This window comes from Planctomicrobium limosum, from assembly GCF_051465645.1.
GTDB lineage: Bacteria > Planctomycetota > Planctomycetia > Planctomycetales > Planctomycetaceae > Planctomicrobium.
In genome coordinates this window covers 567,501-580,264 of the sequence record NZ_CP195790.1, presented here as the reverse complement: position 1 = coordinate 580,264, position 12,764 = coordinate 567,501, and the positions used below count along the sequence as shown (strand labels likewise).

The window sequence follows — 12,764 nt, the reverse complement described above, 5'->3', positions numbered from 1 at the left end:
ACACAAAGCCTCCAAGCCCCGACTGCACTGGCACCTGCAAAAGCAGAACAAACCGCTAAACGCATCGGGGAATCTCCCTCTTTGATACGATTCGCTGATCAAAAGTTCCAGAATGTTCGCATAAAAGTCCCGATTTCCCGGTAAAAAAGACTTCATATCGAGATTTATTTTTCTTCAGTGATGATTGACTTTGGGGTGATCGTCGGCAACCATAAACAAAGCACAACAGATAGCCTGTCTCTCGCCAAAACATGATGTTGCGGTATCGCGATGCGAAGGATCGAACGGGTTCAAAGACCAGCAATGCACGTCTAAGCAATGTCTGTCTCTGGAACCAGCGGCTTTTTCCAAGGTCCCTCGATAATTCCAATCTCCCGTTGATCCACATCCCGATTTCAATCGTTTCACAATCAAACGTTCTGAACGCATTCATCCCAGTTTCAGTTTTAATATCTCAGCTGTGAGGCCATTTTTATGTCCGCCGCGAGAATTCCGATGATCGGAATCGTGGGGGGAATTGGTTCAGGTAAGTCCACCTTGGCCACCGCCTTACAAAGTGAATTTCGGACCTGCCGGCTTGATGCAGACGCCGTGGGACATCAGGTTCTTCGCCAACCAGAAGTTCGGGCAACCTTAGTAAAACAGTTTGGCAGGGAAATTCTGGGACAGGATGGGGAGATTTCTCGTCCTTCTCTGGCGCGGCTGGTGTTTGGAGAATCAGAAGACAAACAGGCATCGCGCGCGTTTTTGGAGCAGACAGTTCACCCGGTGATTCGGAAGGAACTTCACGATCAGATTCGATGCCATCAGGTCGATCGAGACTGCGACCTGATTATCCTTGATGCCGCATTATTACTGGAATCCGGCTGGAGCGAACACTGCGATGCAATTGTGTTCCTTGATGTTCCTCAGGCGGAACGTCTCGCTCGAGTACAAAAACGAGGTTGGGACGCCGCAGAACTCGAACGCCGTGAACAGAGTCAATTCAGCCTGGAAGAGAAGCGACAACGAAGTCACGTCACAATTGATCAATCGGTATCAGTTGAAGAGTCCGTGAAGCAACTTGCCAAGTGGATTCGTTCGCGATTCCCTGAACTCAACGTAAATCAACCACAACCAGCCTGACCCAATCTCAGACTGCCAATTCCATTTCCTGATCCCGTTGCCGTCCCTCTCTGGGAATGCAAAGCAGATCAATTCCTCTCTCCTGAACGATTGCGAATTCGAGGACAAACATGCCTAGAACCTCGCCTTCCGCGTCATCACGTACGCGACAAACAGACTCCGGCGCTCAAACCTCTGCTACACCTGCTGTCCCTGCAGAGGACACCGAAGCCATCTACGATCCGGCGGATTCACGCTACGAAGACGCCAAGCACAGCGATATTCACATCGCAGCGTTACAGCGAATGACGATGAAGGAACTCATCGAACTCGCTCGTAATGAAAACATCAGCGAATACACCGGCCTCAAAAAGCAGGACCTCATTTTCCGCATCCTCAAAGAGCGGACAAAAATGAATGGCCTGATGTTTGGGGAAGGGACTTTGGAAATCCTCCCGGACGGGTTCGGGTTTCTCCGAAGTCCAGATTACCACTACCTGCCATGCCCGGACGACATTTACGTTTCGCCGAGCCAAATTCGCCGTTTCGGATTACGAACCGGGGCGACAGTTGCAGGTCAGATCCGTCCGCCAAAAGAGAACGAACGTTACTTCGCACTGCTGCGAGTTGAAGCAATCAACGGAGCAGATCCGAACCTTGTTCCGATCAAAGTGCCGTTTGATGATCTGACCCCGCTGCACCCCCAGGACCGATTGGTTCTGGCAACTGATCCCGCAGAACTCAGCACCCGAATCGTCGACATTGTCGCACCAATTGGGTTCGGTCAGCGTGGATTGATTGTCTCTCCACCACGAGCTGGGAAAACAGTTCTTCTGCAGAAACTGGCAAAGGCTGTTTTGGAAAATCATCCAGAAGCCTACGTCATCATGCTTCTGATTGATGAGCGTCCAGAAGAAGTGACCGAGATGGAACGTCAAGTGAAAGGGGATCACTGCGAAGTGATTTCCAGTACCTTCGACGAACCACCAAGTCGACATATCCAAGTGTCGGAAATGGTCATCGAGAAGGCCAAACGGATGGTCGAATACGGGCATCACGTTGTGATCTTCCTCGATTCGATCACACGGCTTGCTCGTGCTTACAACACCGAGTGCCCGAATTCAGGCAAGATCCTGACAGGGGGGGTCGATGCGAACGCACTTCAGCACCCAAAACGCTTCTTCGGTTCCGCTCGTGCGGTCGAAGAAGGGGGCAGCCTGACGATCATCGCGACGGCTCTCGTCGACACCGGTTCCAAAATGGACGAAGTGATCTTCGAAGAATTCAAAGGGACCGGTAACACGGAACTTCATCTCGATCGCCGCATGGTTGAGAAACGCATCTGGCCAGCGATCGACGTCAACAAATCCGGGACACGCCGCGAAGAACTGCTGATGGGCGAAGAAGAACTTCGTCGCGTCTGGATTCTTCGTCGGGTTCTCAACGACATGAATCCTGTCGAAGCGATGGACCTGTTGACGAATCGAATGCGTCGTTCGAAAACAAACGACGAATTCCTGCAGTCGATGAACCTGAACTAATCGGGATCTGTCTCGTCTTCTGTTGCAGCGTGCACGTCCACTCGACACGATGCGATTCATCTCGGTTCAAAAGCGGGGCAGGCCACTAAAAAGCCTGCATTCCGCTTCCTGAGCCAGTAGTTCATCGCCAGCCATCAGACCTGCCACATCCGAGTTCAGCCGACAGGACGATTCGGACAACTCCCGTCCTCAGGTTGAGACTCGATTTACATATTCAATCCATTGCCAGATGCTCTACACTGCGGCTTTTCACTGCTGAGTGAAAGATCACCTCAGGTTTCCGGACAGTGCCCGCAGCTGATTTGCAGCATCCTGGCAGACACAACAAAATCGTAACCAGCAACATGTCACTGATTCGCCCCAACATCGAAAAGCTTCACGGGTATGCCCCAGGTGAACAGCCACAGGAGTCTGGCTGGGTCAAGTTGAACACCAACGAGAACCCGTACCCTCCTTCCCCGAAGGTCATCGAGGCCATCGAGAAGGTTGCTCGCGAGCGCTTGCAGGTTTATCCCGATCCGCTGGGGCGATCATTCTGTAAAGCGGCCGCAGAAGTGCTGGGAGTCGATCCAGACTGGATTATTCCAGCGAATGGAAGCGACGAAAACCTGACGATTCTGGTTCGGACATTCACCGACGGAAACGACCTGATCGCGTATCCATACCCGAGCTACATTCTCTATGAAACGCTGGCGGATATTCAGGGAACCAGACACGCACGCCTGCGTTTGAATGCAGACTGGAGCTGGGACCGGAAACTCAACAAGGTCCTGATTGATCAGGCGAAGTTGCTGTTCGTCCCCAACCCGAACTCACCGTCCGGAAATCGATGGGACAACGACGTCATCGCCTCGATCGTCCCTCCAAATGGGGTCCTGGTTCTCGACGAAGCATATGGTGACTTCGCCGATATTCCACACAAGTGCGAACTGCTGAAAAGCGAGTTGGGGAAGCAGATCATTGTGACCCGCACGTTCAGCAAGTCATACAGTCTTGCCGGACTGCGATTCGGATTTGCTGTTGCCCATCCCGACCTCATCCGCGAGATGCGAAAAGTCAAAGACAGCTACAACTGCGATGCGTTGTCCCTGGCCGCAGCGGAAGCCTCAATCCGCGATCAAGCCTGGATGCTTGAGAACCGCACCAAGATCATTGCCACCCGCACTCGACTTGAGAAAAGCCTTGTCGAGTTGGGATTCGACATTGTTCCAAGTCAGGCCAACTTCGTCTGGAGCACACACCCGACTCGCAGTCACGAAGAAATCTATCAGGAATTGAAAGCCAGAAAGATTCTCGTTCGGTTTATGAAATTCCCGAATGCGGTCGTTCCCGATGAACGCCACCCTGACGGACTCCTGACGGGATTGAGAATCACCGTTGGAACCGACCCACAGATTGAAACACTTCTCACAGCGTTGAAGGAAATTGTATAAACTCGGCTGCGTTGCATTGTGATGGACTCCCTCAATCCACTCACAATCAGCATCGTCGAAGTTGCAATTCACCAGATCGTGTCCAGGTCGAAGTCGCTTTCGAACTGGACAACTTCAAACCGCCAAAACCGTTCCAGCAAAGTCAATCTTGCCATGCCTGCACCACGTACAGCCAGAATCGATCGCACCACCGGCGAAACCAAGATTTCACTTGAAATCAATCTGGACGGAACAGGGCAGGCCGACATTCAAACTGGCGTCGGCTTCTTCAATCACATGCTGACGTTGTTTGCCAAGCATGGACTGTTCGATCTGAAAATCCTTGCAGACGGGGATATCGACGTCGACTTCCACCACACGGTTGAAGATACAGGCATCTGTCTGGGACAGGCAATTCGTCAGGCAATTGGCGACAAGGCAGGAATCGTCCGCTATGGGTCAATGACCTTGCCGATGGAAGACACCTTGGTCACATCTGCACTCGATTTGAGCGGTCGATACTGGTTCGTCGACAACTTCAAATTCCCGACCGAAAAAATTGGCGACTTCGACACCCAACTGGTCGAAGTCTTCTGGCAGGCCGTTGCTGCGAATGCACTCATGAATTTGCACGTCGTTCAGCACCACGGCCACAACAGTCACCACATTTCTGAAGCAATCTTCAAAGCAACAGCACGAGCATTGCGTCAGGCGATCGTCGTCGACCCGCGACAAACCGGCGTTCCATCCTCAAAGGGCGTGCTGTAACGGAATGGAAATCAGAACGGGAGAGTCGCATTTGAGCTCCCCCGTTCAATGACTCATCACACAGCAGCAACCTTCCAATAGTCAACGATGCCGCTTAGGCATCACCTGATCAGAAGCCGCTCAGACGCAACAGGCGCATATTTTTCCAGAAAGTCAGCCGCAACTCAGTTCAAAACCATTCTGAAGTTGCCAGTAGCATGGGCATGGAACCAGCAGATACGACTCCAAATCTGGAAGGATTTCTTGAAATCCTGCGGCATCTCGTCAGAGAACCAAGTGTTGTCGGATCTGAGGACTCGTTCTTTCGCGCACTGCGCCGTGAACTCGAAGAAGTCGGTGCGAACGTCACCTATTTTCAGGGCGTTCTCGTTGCTCAAGGAAACTCGCCGACCGACCTGATTCTCTCAGCGCATATCGATCGTCACGGGTTGCAATGCACTGGCCCAAACGAGTTTCAGTACGCTGCTTTTATCGCGGGAAACCGTGGGGAACTGACAGGCGACTCTGTTTCTGAACAGATGATGGATTCGATACAGGGGCGATTCGCCGGCCAACGAGTTCAGGCTCACACACCATATACCGGCACCTATCTGGGGCAGGCTTCAATTGTCCGGTCTTACATTTGCCCGGAACGCAAGAACCTGATCTTCGAACTTGACGGCCTTGATTACCTTCAGCCGGGAACGCCGATTGCGTTTCTTGATCGACTGAAGGTCAGCGACGGTTTCATCTCCGCTCAGCTGGATAACGTTCTCTCAGTTGCCATTTTGGTTTACCTGTTTCGTTGTGGATTTCAGGGAACTGCGCTCTTCACGGCGCAAGAAGAAGCAGGACGCAGCTGGCGGCACACACTCGCCTGGTTTCAACGCCAGCGTCTACGAACGGACCGCCTGCTTGTCCTCGATACCAGTCCGTTTCCGACTCGCGAAGCAGCGACTGCCCAACAGGTTGTTTTGCGTCGCAAAGATGCCAGCGCGTCGTTCGCTCCCGGCATTACTGTTGAACTGGAAGAGTTCTGCAAGCGTTTGGAGATTTCGTACATCCACAAAGATGCTTACGTCGAGAGCCAGAATTTCGACCGCCCGAAGCCACTCTCTTTAGGTCGCACGGAATTGGGGCGAATCATTGCCGCAACCGGCGGAGCGATCAGCGGAACAACACTGCAGATCCCGACGACCGACTACCACACAACACTGGAAACAGCATCGCTTGTGTCGGTCGAAGCCGCGATCAAATTGCTTCACCACTACACGTCTTAACTCCCGAAATGATTCACCGGCTCCCGATTCGCTTCGATGGATAACTCGAAGCTGCCGACGGAATCAAACCGCTTGGGTTTCGCTCACACCCCAGATTTCCCTCGTGGTTCTTACAAATTCCACGACTTTTCCGGCGAATAGTCAAAATTATCGCACGCGATTTCCGATGGTTAGTAATTGCAGAGATGCATGAAGACTGCGCGAAGTCACAAATTTGGAGATCCACATTTCCAAATGCGGATCGACTCGTCGCAACATGCTCTCATAAAACAAGATAATTCCTCGCCAAACATATCTCCCGCCGTGTACGAACTCCACTTCTCCGATCAATGAAGCCAATCACTTTCGATCGCCTTCAAATTCTAAACATTCCACGGACTTCAAATTGCCCCCAAATCAGTTGTCGTTCGCGAATTTGAATTTCTTCAGACGCACGAATTGCAACAATGTGAGTATGGATACGACGCTGGTCGTTTGAGAGAAGGAAGTCTCACCCATGCAAACAGAAACACAAAAAGCCCAGGACACTTTCATCGCTGTCCCTAAGTCAGCGACCGGCAATACATCGTTGCCAGAGACACCGTTCCGGTCTGGGGACATCCGACCGGTCGACGAGTTCGCCAATTTTCTCACGCACGGAGTAGGGTTCCTGCTGAGCCTTGTTGGGGCCGCGGTCCTGATTTTCAAAGTTGCCCAACACGCAGATCTTTGGATGGCAATTGCCTGCGTCGTTTACAGCATCACACTTGTCGGACTCTACCTGGCTTCAACACTCTCACACGCATTTCACGATCCCAGCATACGACGATATTTCCGCACACTGGATCAGGCATGCATCTTCCTGCTGATCAGCGGATCTTACACCCCATTTGCTGCGACCTATCTTCGAGACGGACTCTGGCCGCTACTGACGATTGCCATGTGGGTCATTGCCTTGGTCGGAGCCTGGCTGGTCTTCCATTGGGGTTTCCTCTCCGCATCCGCTCAAAAGCTGTACATCCTGATGGGCTGGCTTCCGGTAATCAGCCTGCCGACCATCATTCAATCCGCTTCACCAGAAACCGTCGCCTGGATCGTTGTCGGGGGAATGCTCTACACCGTGGGAACACTTTTCCTCTGGTACGACAAATACGTGAGGTATTTCCATGCGACCTGGCACCTCTCGGTGATCGGAGCAAGCATTGCTCACTATCTGGCCATCACATCGCTCCTCCCCTGAGATCAGTTCCGGGGGCTCCCTGTGATCGTTCCGGTCTAATCCCCCACACACGACGCATCAACAATCACACTCCTGAAATCTGATCCCGTATTGCAGGTAACTGACAATAGAGTTGGCAGCGAGAGTTCGCGTGACGAAACGAGGCGGTCCAGATTTCCAGGAAGTCATCTAAAAAGACCATCAAGTGATTTCCGTAACCACTTACCTGAAATGCAGTAAAGGGATTCGATCAATCAGAACATGCCGGAATACGACACTCGCTTTCAGCCAGCCTTTCTGGTCTTGTCGAAAACACAAATGAACCGATTAAATCGAATTTTCGAGGCCAGCTGACGTGAAAGTCTGATGGCCTTTCTATTATGCTATCAATTGAAGCTGATGATTCGCGTACGACCTTTCATGGCGTCGCTTTTCAGCATCACTTCAGAGTAATCAGCCAGAAAGAGGAATCGATGCTTCCAAATACAAACCGGCGAGAATTCATCGCCACCGGTGCTGCTCTCGGAACAGCGTTCTGGGTGGGAGGCTCTACGGCTCGAGCCGAAGAGAAGTCACCGAACGGAAAAGTTCGCTATGCCTGTATCGGGGTTGGCGGAAAAGGAAAAAGCGACTCCAGCGACGCTGCATCCTTCGGGGAAATCGCTGCGATCTGTGATACCGACGAGCGCACACTGACGAAAGCTGCGGTTCAAGCCGGCTTCGAAAATGCGGCGAAGTTCTCGGACTTCCGCGAAATGCTCGACAAGATGGGTGACAAGATCGACGCTGTCACAGTGTCGACTCCAGACCACACTCACGCTCCAGCCGCCGCTCTGGCGATGAAAATGAAGAAGGCCGTTTACTGTCAGAAGCCACTGACACATACGGTTTGGGAATCTCGCCGTCTGACCGAGATCGCCAAAGAAACTGGCGTTGCAACTCAGATGGGAAATCAGGGAACCTCGTTTGACGCACTGCGCAAAGCTGCTGCACTTCTCAAGAGCGGAATCCTGGGGAAACTGAAAGAAGTTCACGTTTCCACCAACCGTCCGGTGTGGCCACAAGGCGGCGACCGTCCAAAACCTTCCGATTGCCCACCATGGGTGAACTGGGATCTGTGGCTCGGCCCAGCACCAGAGCGTCCATTCGCTGAAGGGTATCACCCATTCGCATGGCGTGGATACTGGGACTTCGGAACCGGCGCTCTCGGTGACATGGCATGCCACACATTCAACATGCCATTCGCAGGGTTGAACCTCGCCAATCCAAAAACCATTCAAGCCTGGACAACCGGTCACAACCGTGACAGCTATCCACAGGCTTCGACCATCAAGTTCGAGTTCGCCAATCCATCAGGCGGCGACCTCCTGCCAGTGTTCTGGTACGACGGTGGAAAAGAACCACCTGAGAGCCTCCTGAACGGCACCGAAATCGAGCGCCAAGGCGGAAAAGTTCGCGGCTCAATCCTGGTCGGTGAAGAACTGACCATGTTTGCGATCGGGGACTATTCAGAGAAGGTGAAGCTCTACGACAAAGCTGGCAAGGAAGTTCCTCTGCCAGAAGTCGAATACGAGAAGTCACCAGGTCACTTCGCAGAGTTTCATGAAGCAATCCTCGGCAAGCGCACAGCTGCTATGTCGAACTTCATGGACTATGCAGGTCCTCTGACCGAAACTATCCTGCTTGGCAATCTTGCTGTTTACGACGCCGCCAGCGGTGAAGGACGCAAGATTGAGTGGGACGCCAAGACCATGAAGGCTGTCAACGCTCCAGAGGTTCAACACCTCGTCAACAAGCCATACCGTGGCGATTGGGGTAAAGACCTGATGTAAGAAATAAGGAGACCTGCGGGGCGGTTTTCGAGCCTTTTCACAGAGAATTAGGGCACATACGACTTTCGTCGTTGATGCCCCTCTGACCTGAAATTTTGGTTACGAAGACCTGGCCGAGCTGCGTCGAAGCGATTTCTTAACACAATTTTCACATTTGAAGCGGCGTCTGACACATTGTGTTGGACGCCGCTTCTTTTCGTTAATTCCCCCTCACGTAAAGGTCGATAAGACCAACGTAATCCACAGAATCGGAATTTTCGAAACAAACACCTCAAAGCTCCCATTCTGACAGATTGCCGACCTTGTGTTGGTAACCACACAAAAGCATCGCTTGCGGCTTTAGAGATCTCTCAAAAGCAAACAGCGTCCCAGAAAACACGCTTGACCCCAACCACCGCGGCATTTTTCGGGGCAGCCTCAGGCCCGACACAGAGTCCGATGTCTCCATCCCCTGCGCCACACCAATCCTGGATCACAGTGACACTCACCCGAGCTTCGGTCGTGATCCTACTGATTGCGTTTTCTCATCAAGCGGTCGCTCAGCATTCGGACTTTCCTTTACCAGCTGCCCATTTTGCGAATTCAATCGCAGACAACAGCGAGTCAGGTTCCACGCCACAAATTCAGCCAGACCTGTCAGGCGTCGACTTTGCTCTTGGGGAAGAAGCTCCACCGGGAACGCCGTTGATCCAACCCACGACGATCTTTCGGCAAGATGATTCCGGTTCCGGAAGCAGCTCTGATTCCGAACCATCAGGAATCATGGGGTTGTTTGATGACTCTTCGTCCGGAAAGTCCAAGAAGTGGTACGAGAAGCTGAATGTTCGCGGCTATGCGCAGTTCCGCTTCAACGAGATCGTTCACACCAACGAGGGTTCTGCGCCTCCCAACTATCCGTCGGACGGCTCGATCAGCAACGAACGTAACTTCATTATTCGACGTGCCCGAATTGCGATCAGTGGAGATGTCCACGAAAGAGTCTACGTCTATCTGCAACCGGAATTCGCAAGCAACGTTCCGAACAGCACCGACTCGGATTACTTCCTCCAGATTCGTGACTGGTACTCGGACCTCTATTTGACGGAAGACAAAGTCCATCGCGTCCGTGTGGGGCAATCAAAAATCCCCTATGGGTGGGAAAACCTGCAATCGAGTTCAAATCGAATTCCGCTCGACCGAGGCGACGGGCTCAACAGTGCGGTGCGAAACGAACGTGATATCGGGCTCATCTACTACTACACCCCGGAATCCGTTCAGGAACTGTTCGACTACATCCAGGAAAACGGCCTGAAAGGGTCCGGGAACTACGGGATGTTCGGAGCAGGGATCTACAACGGGCAGGGGGGATCACTGCGCGATCGCAATGAACGGTTGCATTCGGTCGTTCGATTTACTTACCCGTTCCAACTCGCCAATGATCAGATCTTTGAGGTCGGTGTTCAGGGCTACAATGGACGCTATGTCGTTCTTGGTGCACCAATTGAACCACTCGGAATTGGACCACCAATGATTCCGGCAGGAACAGAACAGGCCGGAGATGAAAAAGGCCTACTCGACCAGCGAATTGCCGCGTCGTTCATCATGTACCCTCAGCCAATCGGATTTCAGGCCGAATGGAACGTGGGACGTGGTCCATCGTTGAATGATGCTCAAACAGAAGTCGTCGTGCGCTCACTCACTGGTGGCTACGTGATGCTGTTCTCGAAGCATGACACAGAGAACTATGGAACCTATCTTCCATTTATCCGCTATTCGCATTACCTGGGCGGTTACAAGGCCTTTCGCAACGCCCCTTACGCAGACGTCCGAGACTGGGAAGTTGGCTGCGAGTGGCAAGTCAACAAAGCCGCAGAACTGACAGCTACATATCTGTTTGCAGATCGAACCAACATCGATTCACAGAGTACGGGACAGCAATACGAGAAGTTTGAAGGCAACGTTTTGCGACTGCAGCTTCAGATCAATTATTAATCTGCTTCAGCTTGTCGGGTGTCTGCACAACAGCTTTTCAGACAGGCGAACCAAATGATGCCGCGTCACTGGGAATGCGACATCATTTCAACATCTCCTCTAATTCGAAGATGTCGATCCGCCTGACGCTTTCATCAGCTGGCGGAGTTCCTTGGGAAGCGGGAACGTGACGTGTTCTTCCCGAGTAGTCACTTCTTCGACGCTCGCTCCGAATATGTCTTCAAGGTACTTGAGACACCCTTGAACAACGATCTCCGGGGCACTTGCGCCAGCAGTGACCAGCACGGTTTCAATACCGGAAAACCAGTCTGATTGCAGTTCGTGCGCCCCATCAATGAGAAATGAAGGCTTACCGCAACTCACTCCGATTTCCATCAGTCGACGGCTGTTCGAACTGTTCTGACTTCCGAGGACCAGCAAAAGATCAGAGCGTTCAATCAATTGGTGCACAACGTGCTGGCGATTCGTTGTCGCATAACAAATGTCTTCCTTGGGAGGCGAATGAATCCCTGGGTAGCGAGCTTTCAGTCGTGAGATCACAGCGCCGGCTTCTTCGACACTTAACGTAGTCTGCGTCAGAAAAGCCAGCTTGGCATCTGCTGCGAATGGCAGCTGTTCGACATCCTCCGCCGTTTCCACCAGTGTGATACTTTCGGGAGCTTCGCCCATCGTTCCGATCACTTCGTCATGGCCTTCATGACCAATCAGAATGATGTTATACCCCTCTTTCGCGTATTTAATCGCCTCGATATGTACCTTGGTGACCAATGGACATGTCGCATCAATCGCGTGCAGATTTCGAGCCCGTGCAACTTCTCGAATCGCTGGCGAAACACCGTGTGCACTGAAGAGCAGAATCGATCCTTCCGGGACGTCTTCCAGGTGATCGACGAACTTCACTCCTTCAGCTGTAAAGCGATCGACAACGTGCCGGTTGTGAACAATCTCGTGATACACATAGATGTTGCTGCCAAACTCACGAATGCAGGCTTCCAGGCACTCGATCGCCATGTTCACGCCAGCACAAAAGCCTCGGGGGTTGGCCAGCAGAACTTTCATTCGAACCTCTTCACAATTGAAACGCATCGGGGGCGAAAATGACTCTCGTCGAAGCTGAGATTCACAAGGGGATGAACAGTCAGCAAGATTGCATTTTAGGGTATTTTCTCGACTGATGTCACGGTCTGCGCGACTCCGGAGAAAGCACTCTGTGAAACCGATTGCAACCTGTTCATCGACTCAACTGAGCTGGTCACCTGCAATTTACCTGAATCAGGAGACGATCGCGAACATCGAATCCGCAGACACAGCAATACCCCAGGAATTCCTGTTCAAACGATTCATCCAAGCAAGAATCGGAAGCATCCAAACACGGGATCTCTGTCAGGTGCGCACAGATCCAGTCAACCAACCTGCAAGGCCCCCGGACGCAACCACAGGTCCCCAGACAGCTTGAGCTGGTTGAAGAATCCCGGATTCGCCTAACATTTGTGCTCCAATCGCCAACCCGTGCACGACACCAAGCGTGGCGACACACGTTGCGATATTCGTCACCTGCTGCATGACGCTCATTTTCTCGCGCCGGACGATCAGGGGAATCACGGTGTACAAGCCGATCAACGTAACGATAGGGCGAGTGATCCGTTCATGAAGAGTCACTTCCAACCGACGGCGACTCT

10 protein-coding genes (1 of these 10 only partly in view) are annotated in these 12,764 nt (G+C 52.3%); 8 read left to right on the top strand and 2 right to left on the bottom strand.

What is annotated here, in order from left to right; all coding sequences use genetic code 11:
• Positions 1-474 precede the first annotated feature (474 nt).
• The 8 genes from coaE (at position 475) to SH527x_RS02175 (ending at position 11,085) form a co-directional block, all read left to right on the top strand.
• On the top strand, positions 475-1,125 hold the full coding sequence (gene coaE, locus SH527x_RS02210; RefSeq protein ID WP_437193023.1) for a dephospho-CoA kinase: 651 nt from the start codon (positions 475-477) through the stop codon (positions 1,123-1,125).
• 110 nt (positions 1,126-1,235) lie between these two features.
• Positions 1,236-2,645, top strand: a complete 1,410-nt coding sequence (rho, locus tag SH527x_RS02205) for a transcription termination factor Rho (RefSeq protein ID WP_437193022.1) — start codon at positions 1,236-1,238, stop codon at positions 2,643-2,645.
• Positions 2,646-2,989: 344 nt separating this feature from the next.
• A complete protein-coding gene (gene hisC, locus SH527x_RS02200) occupies positions 2,990-4,078 on the top strand; it encodes a histidinol-phosphate transaminase (RefSeq protein ID WP_437193021.1) in 1,089 nt (362 codons plus the stop codon).
• Positions 4,079-4,231: 153 nt separating this feature from the next.
• Positions 4,232-4,825, top strand: a complete 594-nt coding sequence (gene hisB / locus SH527x_RS02195) for an imidazoleglycerol-phosphate dehydratase HisB (protein ID WP_437194571.1) — start codon at positions 4,232-4,234, stop codon at positions 4,823-4,825.
• 197 nt (positions 4,826-5,022) lie between these two features.
• Positions 5,023-6,084 carry a peptidase M42 gene (locus SH527x_RS02190; RefSeq protein WP_437193020.1) on the top strand — a complete coding sequence of 354 codons (1,062 nt, stop codon included), beginning with the start codon at positions 5,023-5,025 and terminating at the stop codon, positions 6,082-6,084.
• A 496-nt stretch (positions 6,085-6,580) separates the two neighbouring features.
• On the top strand, positions 6,581-7,303 hold the full coding sequence (trhA, locus tag SH527x_RS02185) for a PAQR family membrane homeostasis protein TrhA (RefSeq protein WP_437193019.1): 723 nt from the start codon (positions 6,581-6,583) through the stop codon (positions 7,301-7,303).
• Positions 7,304-7,755: 452 nt separating this feature from the next.
• The gene (locus SH527x_RS02180; RefSeq protein WP_437193018.1) at positions 7,756-9,114 is read left to right on the top strand and encodes a Gfo/Idh/MocA family protein; all 1,359 of its coding nucleotides are present in this window, start codon (positions 7,756-7,758) and stop codon (positions 9,112-9,114) included.
• 438 nt (positions 9,115-9,552) lie between these two features.
• On the top strand, positions 9,553-11,085 hold the full coding sequence (locus SH527x_RS02175; protein ID WP_437193017.1) for a porin: 1,533 nt from the start codon (positions 9,553-9,555) through the stop codon (positions 11,083-11,085).
• A 99-nt stretch (positions 11,086-11,184) separates the two neighbouring features.
• Here SH527x_RS02175 and ispH read toward each other — a convergent pair whose 3' ends face one another.
• Together ispH and SH527x_RS02165 are read right to left on the bottom strand one after the other, a co-directional pair.
• The gene (gene ispH, locus SH527x_RS02170) at positions 11,185-12,144 is read right to left on the bottom strand and encodes a 4-hydroxy-3-methylbut-2-enyl diphosphate reductase (RefSeq protein ID WP_437193016.1); all 960 of its coding nucleotides are present in this window, start codon (positions 12,142-12,144) and stop codon (positions 11,185-11,187) included.
• A 324-nt stretch (positions 12,145-12,468) separates the two neighbouring features.
• On the bottom strand, positions 12,469-12,764 hold the end of the coding sequence (locus SH527x_RS02165) for an LptF/LptG family permease (protein ID WP_437193015.1). 841 nt of this gene lie beyond the right edge of the window; only the last 296 of its 1,137 coding nucleotides appear in the window; the start codon falls outside the window, past its right edge — the gene reads right to left on this strand; its stop codon occupies positions 12,469-12,471.